Here is a 17,192-nt window from a genome sequence, read left to right as displayed (position 1 = left end):
CTCGCCATCATGATATTAAAAGCCCCTTTCTTCATCAGAAAGGGGCTTGAATCATTCAATTATTTCATCCACTCCGTATGGAAAATACCTTCTTTGTCCACACGTTCGTAGGTATGAGCACCAAAGTAGTCCCGCTGAGCCTGGATCAAATTCGCAGGAAGCGTTTCTGTACGGTAGCTGTCATAATAAGATAGGGCTGCCGAGAAGCCGGGAACCGGTACGCCATTCTGGACGGCTACACTGATGACTTCACGGAGTGCGTATTGGTAGCTTTCGACGATCTCTTTGAAGTAAGGATCGAGTAAGAGGTTAGTGAGATTGGATTCACGGTCATATGCTTCTTTAATCTTCTGCAGGAACTGTGCACGGATGATACAGCCTCCGCGGAAGATCATGGCGATATCTCCGTATTGAAGATCCCATTTATACTCATCAGACGCAGAACGCATCTGGGCGAAGCCTTGCGCATACGAACAGATCTTACTCATGTAAAGAGCTTTCCGAATCGATTCCACCAATGCTTTCTTATCACCATCGAATGGTTTCGTGTCTGGACCTTTCAGCATCTTGCTCGCCTTTACGCGTTCATCCTTAATAGCTGAAATGAAACGGGCGAAGACAGACTCCGTGATGATCGGTAAAGATACACCGAGATCCAATGCACTTTGACTTGTCCATTTCCCCGTACCCTTTTGACCTGCTTTATCGAGGATGACATCCACCATCGGCTTGCCCGTTTCTTCATCTTTCTTCGTAAAGATATCGGCTGTGATTTCGATGAGATAGCTGTCAAGCTCACCTTCATTCCAATCCGCAAACACTTCATGAAGTTCTTCTGCACTTAAGCCAAGGACATTTTTCATGAGGAAGTAGGATTCCGCGATCAGCTGCATATCTCCGTATTCGATACCGTTGTGCACCATTTTCACATAGTGGCCAGCACCGTCGGGACCGATATACGTCGTACAAGGGTCTCCGTCAACCTTCGCTGCGATATCTTTCAGGATAGGAGCCACGAGATCATATGCTTCCTTCTGTCCTCCAGGCATGATGGAAGGACCTGTCAGGGCACCTTCCTCCCCACCGGACACACCCGTTCCGATAAAATGAATGCCAAGTTCGCTTAGTTCCTGATTGCGTCGACGGGTATCCTCGAAGAACGTATTTCCCCCATCAATCAGGATATCACCTTTTTCAAGATAGGGCTTTAATTGTTCGATGGTGGCATCTGTCGGGTTTCCCGCTTTGACCATCAAAAGAATCTTGCGTGGTTTTTCCAACGAGTTGACAAATTCCTCGATTGAATATGTAGGATTGACATTCTTGCCCTTCGATTCGTTCATCATTTCTTCCGTTTTCTCACTGGAACGATTGTACACAGAAACAGAGTATCCCCTGCTTTCAATATTCCATGCCAAGTTTTTACCCATAACGGCTAATCCGATAACACCAATTTCCTGAGCCATAACATCAACGTCCTTTCATCTATAGAATCATGATTTCATTACTTCTTCAATTTCATCAAATGAATGACCGGAGTCTATTTCAATCTAACAAGAATGGGTCACTGATGCAAATAATCCGATTGAGAAGTACGTCACTGTTATAAGGTGTCCCCATTCACAACTGTCATTCCCTTAAAAAGTCTTTGTTGAAGCTTGTGTCCTGTTTCTGGTCATATGACTTTTTCTTATTCTTGGCTTTAATCCCTTGAGAGATGGAATCTTTCCCAAACTTGTCATGAAGCTTGGATAATACGTTGTAGAGTGGCTCCTTTTCGGCGACTTTCTTATAAGAAAATAAGTCCAGCTGTTCCGTGGCTTCGCTTTTCTCCACGACATCCTGTGCCGTGACCCCCAGGAGCCTTACAGGATCCCCATCCCAATGCTTCAGGAATAAGTCTTTCGCATGGTGGAATAGGTCTTCTTTTTTATAGATGGGATTTGCAACTTTTTTGCTTCTGGTGATGGTTTTCCTGAACTTATCCCGGATCATCAGCTGGATCGTCGTTCCCAGTACATCTTTTTGTTGAAGTCGCGACGATACCTTTGCACACAGCTTTTCTACAACTAATAAAAGCTCATGTTGATTCGTGGTATCCTTTGGCAAGGTTGTGGAATTGCCTACGCTCTTATAATCATAAATCGACTCCGGGTCCACATTCCTTCTGTCGATTCCATTGGCTCGCTCTTTAAGACGGAGACCATTGATCCCGAGCAATGACTTCAACTGGATATCGTTGGCATGGGCAAGGTCGCTGCATGTAAGGATACCGATTGAATTCAGCTTCTCGGCAGTCTTCTGACCAATCCCATGCATTTCAATGACGGGGAGCGGCCACAGCTTATTCGGGATATCCCTTTTACGCAGCACGGTGATTCCCATAGGTTTCTTCATATCTGATGCCGTTTTCGCCAGGAATTTATTGGGCGCAACACCTATACTGCATGGAAGGTCTAACTGACCCTTGATCTGGGCCTGAATGTCCGAGGCAATTTGTAATGGAGTTCCTTTCTCGAAGGAATCCGTAATATCGAGATACCCTTCATCAATCGACACGGGTTCCACTAATTCTGTATATTGTCTGAGGATATCGAATATTCCTTTGGAGGCGGCACGGTAACGGTCGAAGTTGGGTGTCATGATAACCAGATCCGGACAGAGTTTTTTGGCCTCCCAAAGAGGCATCGTCGTTTTCACACCAAAGCCCCTGGCTTCGTAGCTGCATGTCACGATGATGCCCCGTCTTTCCTGGGGATTCCCGGCTATAGCCAGGGGTTTCCCCCGCAGAGTAGGATCAAAGGCCATCTCCACAGAGGCATAAAAACTGTTCATATCAACATGAAGGATCACTCGTCCGTTTTTGGGATAGTGTGAGTTCATTTCAATCGCGGCTTTCTTTGTCTAGTTTTGATGTGTTTTTTGCTCGTTTACGTAATCCTTTATTTCTTTTATACCTTCTAAGCTTTCCACTAAAACATCGGGATCAATTTGGGTCAGAAGGGAATCTTCAAGATTGATGATGCCTGAAAAATAGGTTGTTTTCGAATAAGCAAGTAAACCGACGTTTGTAATCGATTCATCCGGCACTTCGATGATTTCCTTTGCTTCCATCACGACCAGACCGACTTGCATCGTTTTCGTCTGGACGACGAGGAGAAACATTCCTCTTTCAGCAATCGCAGGGGTATGATACAGGATATTTCCTAAATCAAGGACCGGAATCAGCTCTCCCCTGACCTTTACAAGTCCCAGGACAAATGGGGGTAAGTGAGGGATCGCCCTGATCTCCTCCACCTTTTCAATGGATACTACGTTCTCAATCGGCAGAGCATATTCTTCTTTTCCGGCATGAAATACAACTACTTTCGGCAATGTATAACGTCCCCTCTCGCATATCTGATATGTATACTACTAATGTACCATATTTTACAATTGGGCGCAGATTTGAAGGAAGAAAAAAGTCCACGTGCAAAAGATAACCCTTTGCACGTGGACATTCCGCTTTTCTATTGTCCAGCTACGGGGCTTAGAGGCTCGGGTCATAAGTTAAACCGACCAAAAAGGCAAAGAACGCCTTTCCGGTCGGTTCACCTTATGCTTGTCGCCTCTGGCAAAGCCCCTCCGCTTTTCTATTCCCCAGCCACTTCTTTGATGATGGCTATGACCATTTCAGAGAGTTTGTTTAGTTCTTCTACAGGCATTCTTTCGCTTTTGGTATGGATTTCTTCGTATCCTACTGCAAGGTTTACAGTCGGTACTCCGAATCCGGCGATGACGTTGGCGTCGCTTCCGCCTCCGCTTGTGAGCAGCTCGCTCGGGCGTCCGATTTTCTTCGCCGCACGTTTTGCCACTTCCACTACTTCATCACCGTCTTTGAACTTGAAGCCTGGGTACATGACTTGAACTTCGACTTCCGCTCTCACGCCCATTTCTTCGGCAACGGAAGTGAAGGCAGCTTTCATTTTTTCTACCTGTGCTTCCATTTTTTCAGGAACCAGGGAACGGGCTTCAGCAAGGATATCGGCTTGTTCGCATACGATATTCGTTGCTTTTCCACCTTCAAAGCGGCCGATGTTCGCAGTCGTTTCTTCATCGATACGGCCAAGTGGCATTTTAGAGATGGCTTTCGCTGCAATCGTGATGGCAGAAACGCCTTTTTCAGGAGCTACGCCTGCGTGTGCCGTTTTTCCGTAAATCGTCGCCTTCACTTTAGCCTGTGTCGGTGCTGCTACGATGATGTTTCCTACTTTTCCATCACTATCAAGGGCGAAACCGTATTTCGCTTTGACAAGAGAGGAATCCAGGGCTTTTGCCCCAACGAGACCTGACTCTTCCCCTACCGTGATGATAAACTGTATGTCACCGTGAGAAATATTGTTTTCTTTAAGAACGCGCACGGATTCAAGCATAGTGGCAAGACCGGCTTTGTCATCGGCTCCGAGTATGGTTGTCCCATCGGAATAAATGTAACCATCTTCCTTAAGAGTAGGCTTTACCCCTTTGGCAGGGACCACGGTATCCATATGGGAAGTGAAATAAATGGTATCCACTCCATCTTTATTCCCTTTTAATGTACAGATCAGGTTGCCGGCACCGTGGCCCGTTTCCCCCATCGTGTCGTCTTCGAATACCTCCACTCCAAGGTCGGAGAATTTCTTTGTTAATACTTTCGCGATTTCCGCTTCTTCTTTCGTTTCAGAATCGATCTGGACCAATTCCAGGAATTCATTTAATAAACGCTCTTCATTAATCATTTAGTAGACCTCCACAAATATGTATTCACTCCTATAGTATAGCGTGAATAGCCGGGTTCAACAAATGGTACACCTTTTACAATGGGATATTCCCATGTTTTTTCTTCGGACGTTCTTCCCGTTTGTTTCTCATCATTTCCAGTCCTTGAATCAATTTGATCCGGGTTTCACGGGGATCGATAACATCATCCACCATCCCACGGGACGCGGCGACGTATGGATTCGCGAACTTTTCACGATATTCTTCAATCTTCTGTTCCCTTAGCTCTTCAGGGTTATCGCTCGATGCAATTTCCCTGGCAAAAATGATGTTCGCTGCGCCTTGTGGCCCCATGACGGCGATCTCCGCATTCGGCCAGGCAAATACGAGATCCGCACCGATCGATTTACTGTTCAGGGCCACATACGCCCCGCCATACGCTTTCCTTAGGATCACAGTCATTTTAGGGACTGTCGCTTCAGAATATGCATATAGAATCTTGGCACCATGACGGATGATCCCTCCATGCTCCTGCTTGATCCCAGGGAAGAATCCCGTAACATCCTCGAACGTAATGAGAGGAATATTGAATGAATCACAGAACCTGATGAAACGGGACGCTTTGTCGGAAGAATCGATATCAAGGCCACCCGCCATGAACTTTGGCTGATTGCATACAAGTCCGACGACTTCGCCTTTTATGCGGGCCAGCCCCACAACGATGTTTTTGGCGAATTCCTTCTGAACCTCCACAAAGCTTCCTTCATCGACGATTTCATTGATGACAGTCCGTACGTCGTATGGACGAATCGCATCAAATGGAATCAGGTCCGTTAAGTTGGCACGGTAATCATCTTCTTCATCCGCATCGAGGCGAGGGGGCTTCTCTTCATTGTTTTGAGGCAGGTATGTTAATAATCTTCGAACCTCTTGTAACACCTCTTCTTCCGTTTTCCCCCTGAAATGGGCATTTCCGCTGATGGAGTTATGAACCTTTGCCCCACCGAGATCCTCTGAGCTTATTTTTTCCCCCGTCACGGTTTCAATGACTTTAGGTCCTGTGATGAACATTTGGCTCGTCTCATCCACCATAAAGACAAAATCCGTGATGGCAGGGGAGTAAACCGCCCCACCGGCACAAGGGCCCATGATGACGGATATTTGCGGAATCACGCCTGAATAGACGGCGTTTCGATAGAAGATATGCCCATAGCCATCTAAAGAAACGACCCCTTCCTGAATCCTGGCCCCGCCTGAATCATTCAATCCGATGAACGGAGCACCATTCTTCACGGCAAGATCCATCACATGGGAGATCTTCTTCGCGTGCATTTCTCCAAGCGCACCGCCGAACACCGTGAAATCCTGGGAGAATAAGTAAATCGGTTTCCCGTTCACCTTTCCGTACCCTGTCACGACCCCGTCACCAGGTCCCTGTACCCCTTCAAGTCCAAAGTCTGTGCATCTGTGCTCGATAAACGGGTTCAACTCCACAAAGCTCCCCGGGTCAACCAGAATATCGATCCGCTCCCTTGCTGTCAGTTTTCCTTTTTCATGCTGCTTGTCTATTTTTTCATCTCCGCCGCCAAGTTCCACTTCTCTTCTGCGGTCGTACAATTCATTGATTTTTTCATAAATATCCATTGTGGTTACTCCCCTTTGATGTTGGATTTATCACAAAGCTCGTATAAAACGCCGTGGGCTGATTTCGGATGCATGAAGGCGACGGAGGCCCCGCCGGCACCAGGTTTCGGCGTTTCGTTGATCATCCGTATCCCTTTGGTCTGGAGCTCTTTGATGCGCTCCTCAATTCCTTCTACACCGAAGGCTATATGGTGAATCCCTTCACCCTTTTTTTCTATGAATGCCGCAATCGGGCTTTCTTTATGTAGTGGCTCCAGTAACTCGAGCTTAAGATTTCCGCCATCCATGAATGCTACCTTGACACCTTGATTCTCAACTTCTTCGATCTTCAATAGTGGAAGACCGAGAGTATCTTCATAAAATGCGAGAACATTGTCTATTGATGAAACTGCTATTCCGATATGATCTACCTTTTTCATCCCTATCATCCCCCTGTTGTTTGCATGCTCCACCCATATAGTATTCCATACTTGTTGTCGAATTTCCTCCTATAGAGACGAATAATTAAAGCGTTTTCTTTTATTGGGATGGTTGTCTTCTTTCATTATTCACGTTAAAATAGAGATGAAAATGATTCTACGTTTAATTGGAAGAATGGAGCGATACGATGGGTAATAAAAAAATGCAAAAGATCATTGTATTTGTGATGCTGTTTGCGATGATTGCATCCACGATCATGGCAGGACTGTCATTCTTATTATAAAAATAGTAACAAAAAGGAGCTGCTTTTCGAATCCATCGATCAGCAGCTCCTTTTTATATCGCCCCGTATTCTTTCCCCAACTGATTGAAGCTCTTCTTCGTTTTCACGACGAGTACCTTGGTGCCGACGGGTGCTTTGTCAAACAGATATTCAACATTCTTATTCTGCATCCGGATGCATCCATTGGAGATGTATCTCCCTATGCTCGATGGCCGGTTCGTCCCGTGGATACCGTATATCCGGCCATCCGTCCCTTCTGCATCGAATCCGATCCAACGTGTTCCGAGGGGGTTTCTCGGGTCCCCGCCAGGGATGTTCTTCTTACGATAGTAGGGGTCCTTGGCTTTCACCGTAACATTAAATAAACCTTCAGGGGTGAGCTCAGCCGTTTTTCCTGTGGCGACGGGAAAGGTAGCCTGTATTTTCCCGTCGTCAATATACGCCAATTGATTGTTTTCCTTGTTCACGATGATAAACGGATCTCCCGGTATCGGGTTCCTCCCGAGTGGCCATATGGGAGAAGCGAACAATATGATGGCAAGAAGTAAGCGCATCCTATCACCTTCTTCATGTTTTAGGTGTAGTTTGCTTCACTTTCCTCCTTTTTTATTCCTTTGAACGAGCTTTTCAAGAGAAGATACTGTTCCATTTCCTGAACAAATTGATAAAGCGCGGCACGTGTTTCAAACTCTTCCCTCGTTTTCGGCAGCTCCATTTGCTCGAACTCCACTTTCATATCGTACAGTTTTTTCAAGTAAAAGAGCGCCGTATTCCCTGGATGGATATGATCGCTCAGTTCTTCCAGGAAATCTGCGATGCGATGACCCTGCTCCACTGTTAATGAAATATTTGTCGCAATCGGCAGGATGCGCTGAAGGATTTCAAATTGTTTCTCCCTCATTTTGAAATATAAATAGTATAAGTTCTCATCTCTTAAAAAATGGTTTTCTACATCTTTAAAGGCGATCGTCTTCGCCTCTTTGAGAAGCTGCTCCGTTTCCGTGATCTCCCTGCCGTCCCAATCGCTATCATTTGTCTTTAAATAGTTGATCATTTCACAGAAAACCTTATAAAAATTCGCTTCGATTTTTTCCTGATACTCGATCATCTTTTTATCGACGCTCGGCATATACAGGTTCATCAAGAGGGCAATCCCGATCCCAATCACGATGATTCCAAGCTCATTTTCAAAAAGGCCAAGGGTGACATGACCGGCTGAGTATACATGCAGGATGATGACGGAGCTTGTGACGATCCCCTCTTTGATGTTCAAGGTAACGGTGATGGGAATGAACACAAGAAGCAGCAAACCGATGACCGCCGGATGATAGGCGATAAATTCGAAAAAGGCGGCAGAAAATACCATGGCAATCACACATGCCAGAAAACGGCTCCATGATGCATTCACCGATTTCTTCTTCGTATTCTGAATGCACAGGATCGTCAATATCCCGGCTGATACGAAGTTATCCAGGTGGAACCACTGGGCGATGCTGATGGCAGCCGCGGTCCCGACTCCTGTCTTAAGTGTCCGATATCCGATTCGAAACATTCATCTTACTCCTAACTACTTCATTTTTTAGCTACTCTAGAATACCATAAACAGGGTTGAACATAAAAAGAAGGATTAACGAATGATGCCGTTAATCCTTCATCTCTATAATATTTTCTCAAGGAATCCTTTTCCCCTGTCACTTTGCGGGTTCGAGAAAAAGGCCTGGGGTTCTCCCTCTTCAATGATCTTTCCATCATCCATGAAGAGGATCCTGTCCGCAACCTCTCTAGCAAAGCCCATTTCATGGGTCACGATGATCATCGTCATCCCTGTGTGAGCGAGTGATTTCATGACATCCAGAACTTCTTTCACCATTTCGGGATCCAGGGCAGACGTCGGTTCATCGAATAACATGACTTTCGGTTCCATGGCAAGCGCCCTTGCAATGGCCACACGCTGCTTCTGTCCGCCTGATAAACGGTTCGGGTATTCATTGCACTTTTCTTTCAGACCGACTTTTGTCAGGAGGTCCGTCCCTAATTTCGCAGCTTCCGTTTTGTTCATGCCCTTCACTTTCATTGGGGCGTAAATGACATTTTCCAATGCGGTCATATGGGGAAAGAGGTGAAAATGCTGAAACACCATGCCGATGTCCTGTCTTACCTTGTGGATGGCTTTCCCCTTCACATGGGCTCCTTCAAAGTAAATCGATCCCGATGTCGGTTCTTCCAGGTGATTCAAACACCGTAATAAAGTGGATTTCCCTGAACCTGATGGACCGATCAATGCGACGACTTCCCCCTTCTCAACCGAGAAGTCGATTCCCTTTAAAACCTGAAGCTTTCCAAACGACTTGGTAATCTGTTCGCCTTTAATCATTTCCACGCAGTCTCCCTTCCAGCACTTTCCCTAGTAAAGTCAGAATCATAACGAGCACATAATAGATCAGTCCTGCGAATAAAAGCGGTTCAAAGAAGGAATACAAGTCACTTCCAACCATGTATGAACGCCTCATCACATCTGCAGCACCGATCACCGTGACGATGGCGGATTCCTTGGTGAGCGTGATGAATTCATTCATCAGCGCAGGGAGGATATTCTTGATCGCCTGAGGCAGGATCACGTCTTTCATCATCAATCGGTAAGGCACTCCAAGCGCCATCGCGGCTTCCGTTTGCCCTTTGTCCACTGCATTGATTCCCGCACGGATGATTTCAGATATATAGGCAGCCGAATTAAGGGAAAAAGCGAGGATCGCTGCGTAATAAGGTTCGATCTGTGTCCCGAAAAGCTGAGGCGATCCGTAGAAGATGATCATCAACTGAAGGACAAGGGGAGTTCCCCTGAATATGGATGTATAAAGATCCGCAAGCAGAGTCAAAGGTTTGATGGAACTAATTTTACAAAGGGCAAGAAGAATACCGAATAGGAATCCGAGCACCCCTGCTAGCGCGACAATTTTAAGTGTTACCTTCAATCCTTCCAAAATAAAGGGGATCGAAGGAATCAGTTGTTCAAAATCTAGTGGCATAATGGTCCCCTCCAACGTTGTAATGTGGCATGTAATAGGAAGGGCTAACCGGATTAGAGGTTAGCCCTTCATCAATCTACTGTTCTCCGTCAAACCATTTTTCAGCGAGTTTATCCAGTTCTCCACTGTCTTTAAGCTTCTTCAATGCGTCATTGAATTCACCTGTCAGCTCGCTGTCCTTTGGAAGGGCAACCGCAGAACCTGCCTCTTCTTCATTTACATTCATCGTATTTCCTTGAAGCTCTTCATTTTTGTCCAAATATCCGTTTGCCACTGTATTTTCGATGATGATGGCGTCAAAGCGTCCATTTTGAAGATCCTGGATCAGTTCAGGAATACGATCACGGGTGTCCACTTTCAGCTTGATGGATTTTGAAAGTTCTTCTGCCGCATCTTGTTGGATCGAGCCTAATTGTACTCCCACCGTTTTCCCGTCGAGGTCCTTTTCACTCTGGATGTCGCTTTTCTTAGTCGAGATGATCATATCTTTAGCGGTGTAGTAGACATCACTGAAGTCAACATTCTTCTGTCGTTCCGGCGTTGGCGTCATGGCAGAAAGGACGAAATCCACCTGTCCGGTTTTCAGGGCGGAGATCAATCCGCTGAATTCCATATCCTTGATTTCGATTTCATAACCCATTTCATCTGCAAGCATATTGGCAAGATCGATGTCATACCCGATGATTTTGTCGCTGTTGGCCGTGTCGACATATTCAAACGGTTTATAATCGGCCGACGTCCCCATGATCAGCTTCTTGGATTCCCCCGAAGCAGGCTTGTCTTCTCCTGAGCCGCATGCGGCCAGAGTAGTAGAAAGGATTAATACGAATACGAGAGATAATAGCTTTTTCATTGTGATTCCTCCTGAGTTGTTTTGTATAAATATAATATATAATGTATATTAATTACTATATTCGTATTGTAGCAGAGTTCAATATTTATGCAATACTTTTTATAAATATTGCATAAATGATTATATTTTCTGAAAATTTATGTGTTATTAATAGCAGTTTCAGTTGGATGAACGGTAGAGGTTGGTACGTTTTATGCATAATATATGCATATATACATCATAATCTGGTTCCTGGAGTATGAATCAAATAGAAAAGAAGTGATTCAATGAGGGTTATGGAGGTCTGGACGAGCGTTCTCTGACATGAAAAGGAGGTGAATGTCATGCCTGTTGCTGTGATTGCGTCATTTCTGGAGGTGATTGCGTCATTATTGAATTCATTGCGTCGTTTTTCCATTTATTGCGTCTTTTCCAATAGGAATTGCGTCTTTTTACAAAATAAGGAATATCGTCCCAGAAATAAAAAAACGTCAAGCCTCTCACTCTCAAAGTGAGAAACTTGACGAAATTTTTTATACCTCTTCGCAATACTCATCAAAGTACGATTGAAGTTTGTTCACAACGGACATTGGATCATGTCCTTCGATCTCGTGTCTTTCAACCATCGTCAGGAGCTTTCCGTCTTTCAATAGGGCGAATGACGGTGAAGATGGCGGATAACCCGTGAAGTAGCTGCGTGCTTTCGCAGTCGCTTCTTTATCCTGACCGGCGAAAACCGTGACCAATTGATCCGGACGCTTATCGAAGTGAATGGAATGAGCGGCTGCGGGACGGGCGATCCCTCCTGCACATCCACAAACCGAGTTGACCATGACAAGTGTTGTACCTTCTTTAGAAAAAGCCTGATCCACTTCTTCTTCAGTTGTCAATTGGGTATACCCTGCTGTCTCGATTTCTTGACGGGCCTGGCGGACAACGTCGTTCATAAATAAATTGAAATCTATATCCATGCTTGAACTCTCCTTTAATCGCTGACTTAATCATATCTCACAAATTACAAAGGGATCTGATATACCCCTATCATAACAATTTCAAACCCTATCTTTCAATCAAAATTACCTATTCTCATGAAGTAAGGCTTCTTTGTATTGATTCAGCAAATCTTCCACTGCCTGGGAAGTCGTAAACTCCCCTTCTTTCACCCGACCTTCCATAGCGGGGAGGGATGACTTGATCGTTTTATGAAAGAAAAAGTCCGATAGTATCCTTTCTCTCAGCATCGTATGGAACCATTCCTGCTTTTGGACAAGCCTTCTTTCTTCGAAAACACCCTGTTCTTTTGTCTGCTCTTCGAATTGTCGGACCACATCCCATAGTTCCTTCAATCCCTCATTTTTCAATGCCGAACAGGTATAAGCCTTTGAACTCCAGCCTTTTGTGGCAGGAACAAGAAAGTGAAGGATTTGATTGAGCTCCCTCCTCGTCTTCTCGGCGAGGGGCTTATTCTCTCCATCGGCTTTATTAACGATCAGCACGTCGGCAAGCTCCATGATCCCTTTTTTCATCCCCTGAAGCTCATCTCCTGCTCCGGTGATGACGAGGAGCAGGAAGAAATCGACCATCTGTCTGACCATGACTTCACTCTGCCCGACACCCACGGTCTCTATGATGATGAGGTCATACCCTGCGGCCTCGCATAAAAGGAGGGTCTCATTGGTTTTCCTGTGCACACCGCCCAGCGTCCCTGCCGTTGGGGAGGGACGGACAAAGGCACGTGGATTCTTCGACAACTGCTCCATCCTAGTTTTATCGCCTAAAATACTGCCACCTGAAATGGAGGAACTCGGGTCTATGGCAAGGACGGCTACACGCAGACCCTCTTCACATAACATTTCCCCGAATTGTTCGATAAACGTACTTTTCCCGGCTCCCGGAACTCCCGTGATCCCGATCCGGAAACTATTACCGGTATGGGGGAGGAGTTCTTGCAGCAGCTCCTGTCCCAACGCATAATGCTCTTCTGCATTGCTCTCGATCAACGTGATGGCTTTCGCTAAGTGACTCCGGTCCCCGTTCAGGACCTCGGCCTTTAAGTCACTGATCGAAAGGGGATCCTTTTTCTTTTTCACAAACCGCTTCTTTCGTTCCGGCTGATACTCCGTCATTATTCAGCCACTTCCTCATAGCCGAGCACTTCATAAATTTCTTTGATCACTTTTTGTGCGGCTACCGGAATGATCGTTCCAGGGCCAAAGACGGCAGATGCCCCGTTGGATAGAAGGAAGTCATAGTCACCCGCTGGAATCACCCCGCCGATGACGACAAGGATGTCTTCCCTTCCCAGTTTCTTCAGTTCCGCCACTAATTGAGGCAGAAGCGTTTTATGACCTGCGGCCAATGAACTGACCCCAATGACATGTACATCATTTTCAACGGCCTGCAGAGCCGTCTCTTCAGGGGTCTGGAACAACGGTCCGATATCCACATCGAATCCAAGATCGGCAAATGCCGTACTGATCACTTTCGCCCCCCTGTCATGACCGTCCTGCCCCATCTTGGCGATGAGAATTCGAGGCCTTCTTCCTTCATTCTCCAAAAATTCTTCCGTCATCTCTTTCACGATATTGATTTCCTGTTCATTTGAAAAATTCGAGCTGTACACCCCGCTTATACTCCGGATCGTCGCTTTATGCCTGCCCGATACTTTTTCAATCGCATCGGAGATTTCCCCTAACGTGGCACGTGCCCTTGCAGCATCCACGGCTTTTTCAAGAAGGTTCCCTTCGCCTGTTTCTGCCGTTCGCGTCAAAGCTTCCAGAGTTTCAACCACTTTCTCTTCATTTCGTTCTTCCTTCAATTTTTGGATTCGTTCAATTTGCTTCTGTCTGACCACCGTATTGTCGATGTCCAGTGTTTCAATCGGATCTTCCTTATCCAGACGGTATTTATTCACTCCGATGATGGACTCGTCCCCTGAATCGATCATCGCCTGCCTTCTTGCAGCGGCTTCCTCGATGCGCATCTTCGGCAGGCCTGTTTCGATTGCTTTCGTCATGCCTCCGAGCTCTTCGATTTCTTCAATATGCTCCCATGCCTTTTCCATCAGCTGATGAGTCAGTGTCTCGACATAATGGGAACCTGCCCATGGGTCGATCACTTTCGTTATGCCCGTTTCTTCTTGAAGATACAACTGGGTGTTGCGTGCGATACGCGCCGAAAAGTCTGTCGGGAGTGCGATCGCTTCGTCAAGGGCATTGGTATGGAGCGACTGCGTGTGGCCCATTGCAGCTGCATGGGCTTCGAGTAACGTACGGATGACATTATTATAAGGATCCTGCTCCGTCAAGCTCCAACCGGATGTTTGGGAATGGGTCCTGAGCGCCATCGATTTTGGATTTTGGGGGTTAAATGTTTTCATCATTTTCGCCCAGATCCTCCTCGCCGCCCTCATCTTGGCCACTTCCATGAAGTAATTCATCCCGATCGCCCAGAAGAATGACAGCCTCGGTGCGAAGGAATCGATATCGATCCCTGCCTGGAGGCCGGTCCTGACATACTCGAGGCCGTCCGCCAGTGTATAGGCGAGCTCGATATCAGCGGGTGCACCGGCTTCTTGCATATGATAACCGGAAATACTGATACTGTTGAATTTCGGCATATGTTTGGAAGTATACTCAAAGATATCCGCAATGATGTTCATGGACGTTTCAGGAGGATAGATGTACGTATTTCTCACCATGTATTCCTTTAAGATATCGTTTTGGATCGTACCGGAAAGCTTCTCCTTCGACACACCCTGCTCTTCAGCCGTCACGATATAAAAAGCAAGGATGGGCAGGACTGCCCCGTTCATCGTCATGGAAACGGACATCTGATCAAGGGGGATCCCGTCGAACAATATCTTCATATCCAGGATGGAATCGATGGCGACGCCTGCTTTCCCTACATCCCCTACAACCCTTGGGTGATCCGAGTCATACCCGCGGTGAGTCGCCAAATCAAATGCCACCGACAAACCCTTCTGCCCCATACTTAAATTCCTTCTATAAAATGCATTGCTTTCTTCAGCGGTAGAAAACCCCGCATACTGCCTGACCGTCCAAGGACGATTCACATACATCGTCGGGTACGGCCCCCTTGTGTAAGGTGCGAGACCAGGTAAATCTTCTCCATGAGAAATATGTTCCGAGTCTATTCTAGTATATAAAGGTTTTATATCGATTTTTTCATTTGTTTCGTATGGTGTGCCGGTAAGGGGGATCTCCTCTGCTGCACCATTTGTTGAATACGGGTCGATTTGTTGCCAATCAGGCTTCGTCATTGTCTTTCCCCTCCTCCCAGATGGCTAATAGTTCATCCAGTTTTATCAGTATGTTTTGTTTGTTGTAGATGGACCCGCACAGTCCCTTCAGGATCCATTCACTTCTGTTTTCATCAGGAATCCTGCCCGCCAGGTCGATCACAATGGAAGAATCAACGTGACGGACGGCTTCCGTGATCATTGAAAGTTTATCGAGATATTCTTCGTCCTTTCCGCACACCACATAGTACGGATACCGGGTTTCTTCCACGAATTGCAGGATATCTTCCTTGGAGAAGCAATCCGTACTTTGATGCGCCTGAATACCGCCCGTCGCTAAAAATCCTTTTACAAAATCTGCACGGGGCTTATACGTTTTCAATTCGCCTAACCCGATCAGGCCCGCAGTGGGATTATTTCCGAGTTTTTGTGCCCGCTCTCTTAATCTCTCAAAAGGAAGAGAGAGACGTTCTCCCGCGGCCCGAGAAATCGGAAGGGTCTCTTCCAGATTTGCATAGATGTTCGTCCCGATCATGGAGTTCTTCCGGGTGGCTAGATCCCGGATGCGGGCGTCCCTTACTACTCTTATCTTCTCATCGATCGATCCATTCGCGAGGAGGGCAAGGATCCCCCCCTCTTTATCCACCTGCTGGAATTCCTTCCATGCATGCTTTCCTACTTCATCTGAAAGCCATTCCACATAATAAGAACCGCCGCCTGGGTCCAGGACCTTATTCAAATGAGCTTCTTCTCCCAGGATAAGTTGAGTGTTTCGGGCAATCCTTTCAGCGAGGGGAGTCACATCGCCGCTAACCTCATTGAACGGGGACACGACAAGATAATCGACCCCTGCAAGGATCGCGGAGAATGCTTCCCCACCCCCACGGAGAATGTTGACATGAACATCGAGGGCCGACTTGTTGAATCGGGACGTCTCTGCACTGATGCTGATGGATTTTACCAGTGTTTGTTCACTCATGCCGTAATTGGTCAATACGGCCTGCCACAATTTCTTGAATGCCCTGATTTTAGCAATCTCCATAAAGAAATGACTGCCTATTGAAAAATGGAAGTGCAGGGTCTCTGCAGCCTTCTCGATTTCCCATCCTCTATCCTGAACAGCCTCCAAATAAGCGACACCTTCACTCAGTGCATAAGCAAGTTCCTGTGTCCCACTGGCTCCTTTGTTATGATAGGGAGCTGAATTAACAATAAGGCTCTTAATCCCTGTAAGCTCCATACCAGAACCTTCGACTTCATTCAGCCACCTTTCCAATCTGCTTTCATCGGACCATTCTTCCTCAGAAATGGGATCGTAACCGACAACCCCTGTCATCCCATTACTCTCGGGAAGATCCTTCTTTCCATGCAGGGCCATGGACGTATCCTTATCAATCGAAAAAATAGGATAATCACACTCTCCCAGGCCGTTCATGAATGAGTCCAGGCCACGAGCCTTATCCAAGTCCCCAATGGAGAACGACAGACAGTTTTGCCCACGGGACAACGCATCCCTCACGGCTTCTGAGAGTTCTCCCCAGGATTTCCTTTTGACGGGTTGGGCGATGTACCATTTATGAGTGCGTATCAATTTGTCATCGATAGTCGGGATATAATCTTTCACCCTATCATGTTGAGGTGTGTCCTCCGCTATAAATAATGGTTTAAGATCAATATTTTCATATGTGCTTGTATGTAAGGAGCTTATTCCCTTCCCCTTTAACGCTTTTTCAGCCGCTTCCTCCCATTGTGACAGTGTATGACGACTGAATGATTGGCTTTTCATATCACTTAGCTTCATAGTTCCCCTCTTTTCGTAAACTATTTTGTAATCGTTTACATAATTTTTCACTAAGATTCTCCTGAATAAGCAAGCATCCCCTTTGAAAATTCAAAATGTTTATACTAATACTATTTTAGTATATAAAACTCCTTTCATCAATCTCTCTTGAAAATGAGTATAAAAAAGAAGAAGAGTTGGACGTCCCA

The 17,192-nt window shown here is 46.2% G+C and carries 16 protein-coding genes; 1 reads left to right on the top strand and 15 read right to left on the bottom strand.

Annotated features, from left to right (window positions below; genetic code table 11):
- Positions 1 to 59 precede the first annotated feature (59 nt).
- The 6 genes from gnd to mce form a co-directional block, all read right to left on the bottom strand.
- Positions 60 to 1,466, bottom strand: coding sequence for an NADP-dependent phosphogluconate dehydrogenase (gene gnd / locus BVI01S_RS06605; protein ID WP_061809695.1), 1,407 nt, complete (start codon positions 1,464 to 1,466; stop codon positions 60 to 62).
- 163 nt (positions 1,467 to 1,629) lie between these two features.
- The gene (locus BVI01S_RS06600) at positions 1,630 to 2,883 is read right to left on the bottom strand and encodes a DNA polymerase IV (RefSeq protein ID WP_061809694.1); all 1,254 of its coding nucleotides are present in this window, start codon (positions 2,881 to 2,883) and stop codon (positions 1,630 to 1,632) included.
- A gap of 21 nt (positions 2,884 to 2,904) precedes the next feature.
- The gene (locus BVI01S_RS06595; RefSeq protein WP_034758120.1) at positions 2,905 to 3,375 is read right to left on the bottom strand and encodes a chemotaxis protein CheW; all 471 of its coding nucleotides are present in this window, start codon (positions 3,373 to 3,375) and stop codon (positions 2,905 to 2,907) included.
- A 257-nt stretch (positions 3,376 to 3,632) separates the two neighbouring features.
- Positions 3,633 to 4,757, bottom strand: a complete 1,125-nt coding sequence (locus BVI01S_RS06590) for a tripeptidase T (RefSeq protein WP_061809693.1) — start codon at positions 4,755 to 4,757, stop codon at positions 3,633 to 3,635.
- A gap of 76 nt (positions 4,758 to 4,833) precedes the next feature.
- Positions 4,834 to 6,381, bottom strand: coding sequence for an acyl-CoA carboxylase subunit beta (locus BVI01S_RS06585; RefSeq protein ID WP_034758114.1), 1,548 nt, complete (start codon positions 6,379 to 6,381; stop codon positions 4,834 to 4,836).
- A gap of 5 nt (positions 6,382 to 6,386) precedes the next feature.
- Positions 6,387 to 6,800 carry a methylmalonyl-CoA epimerase gene (gene mce / locus BVI01S_RS06580; RefSeq protein WP_034758111.1) on the bottom strand — a complete coding sequence of 138 codons (414 nt, stop codon included), beginning with the start codon at positions 6,798 to 6,800 and terminating at the stop codon, positions 6,387 to 6,389.
- A gap of 188 nt (positions 6,801 to 6,988) precedes the next feature.
- Here mce and prli42 point away from each other — a divergent pair, with 188 nt between their 5' ends.
- Positions 6,989 to 7,084 (top strand): stressosome-associated protein Prli42, encoded by a 96-nt coding sequence (gene prli42 / locus BVI01S_RS22505; RefSeq protein ID WP_156029987.1) that lies wholly within the window; start codon positions 6,989 to 6,991, stop codon positions 7,082 to 7,084.
- Positions 7,085 to 7,137: 53 nt separating this feature from the next.
- Here prli42 and BVI01S_RS06575 read toward each other — a convergent pair whose 3' ends face one another.
- The 9 genes from BVI01S_RS06575 to BVI01S_RS06535 all read right to left on the bottom strand — a co-directional run bounded on the left by BVI01S_RS06575 (position 7,138) and on the right by BVI01S_RS06535 (position 17,004).
- Positions 7,138 to 7,638, bottom strand: coding sequence for a L,D-transpeptidase (locus tag BVI01S_RS06575; RefSeq protein WP_061809692.1), 501 nt, complete (start codon positions 7,636 to 7,638; stop codon positions 7,138 to 7,140).
- A gap of 20 nt (positions 7,639 to 7,658) precedes the next feature.
- Positions 7,659 to 8,636, bottom strand: a complete 978-nt coding sequence (locus tag BVI01S_RS06570) for an aromatic acid exporter family protein (protein WP_061809691.1) — start codon at positions 8,634 to 8,636, stop codon at positions 7,659 to 7,661.
- 105 nt (positions 8,637 to 8,741) lie between these two features.
- The gene (locus BVI01S_RS06565) at positions 8,742 to 9,458 is read right to left on the bottom strand and encodes an amino acid ABC transporter ATP-binding protein (RefSeq protein ID WP_034758100.1); all 717 of its coding nucleotides are present in this window, start codon (positions 9,456 to 9,458) and stop codon (positions 8,742 to 8,744) included.
- Complete coding sequence (locus BVI01S_RS06560; protein WP_034758098.1) at positions 9,451 to 10,110, bottom strand: amino acid ABC transporter permease; 660 nt, start codon at positions 10,108 to 10,110, stop codon at positions 9,451 to 9,453. Before BVI01S_RS06560 ends, BVI01S_RS06565 begins: the two co-directional genes overlap by 8 nt.
- 76 nt (positions 10,111 to 10,186) lie before the next feature.
- Positions 10,187 to 10,963 carry a transporter substrate-binding domain-containing protein gene (locus BVI01S_RS06555; protein ID WP_061809690.1) on the bottom strand — a complete coding sequence of 259 codons (777 nt, stop codon included), beginning with the start codon at positions 10,961 to 10,963 and terminating at the stop codon, positions 10,187 to 10,189.
- Positions 10,964 to 11,475: 512 nt separating this feature from the next.
- Entirely contained in the window at positions 11,476 to 11,913 is a 438-nt protein-coding gene (locus tag BVI01S_RS06550) for a BrxA/BrxB family bacilliredoxin (protein WP_034758093.1), read from the bottom strand.
- Between the two features lie 105 nt (positions 11,914 to 12,018).
- On the bottom strand, positions 12,019 to 13,068 hold the full coding sequence (meaB, locus tag BVI01S_RS06545) for a methylmalonyl Co-A mutase-associated GTPase MeaB (protein WP_061809689.1): 1,050 nt from the start codon (positions 13,066 to 13,068) through the stop codon (positions 12,019 to 12,021).
- Positions 13,068 to 15,224 carry a methylmalonyl-CoA mutase gene (gene scpA, locus BVI01S_RS06540; protein WP_082804683.1) on the bottom strand — a complete coding sequence of 719 codons (2,157 nt, stop codon included), beginning with the start codon at positions 15,222 to 15,224 and terminating at the stop codon, positions 13,068 to 13,070. Before scpA ends, meaB begins: the two co-directional genes overlap by 1 nt.
- On the bottom strand, positions 15,211 to 17,004 hold the full coding sequence (locus BVI01S_RS06535) for a methylmalonyl-CoA mutase family protein (RefSeq protein ID WP_061809688.1): 1,794 nt from the start codon (positions 17,002 to 17,004) through the stop codon (positions 15,211 to 15,213). The genes scpA and BVI01S_RS06535 overlap by 14 nt, the downstream gene beginning before the upstream one ends.
- Between the last annotated feature and the right edge of the window lie 188 nt (positions 17,005 to 17,192).

Source organism: Rossellomorea vietnamensis NBRC 101237, assembly GCF_001591825.1.
In the GTDB taxonomy this organism is placed as follows: Bacteria; Bacillota; Bacilli; order Bacillales; family Bacillaceae_B; genus Rossellomorea; species Rossellomorea vietnamensis.
The sequence above is the reverse complement of the archived record's forward strand: the minus strand, read 5'-3'. Positions and strand labels throughout refer to the sequence as shown.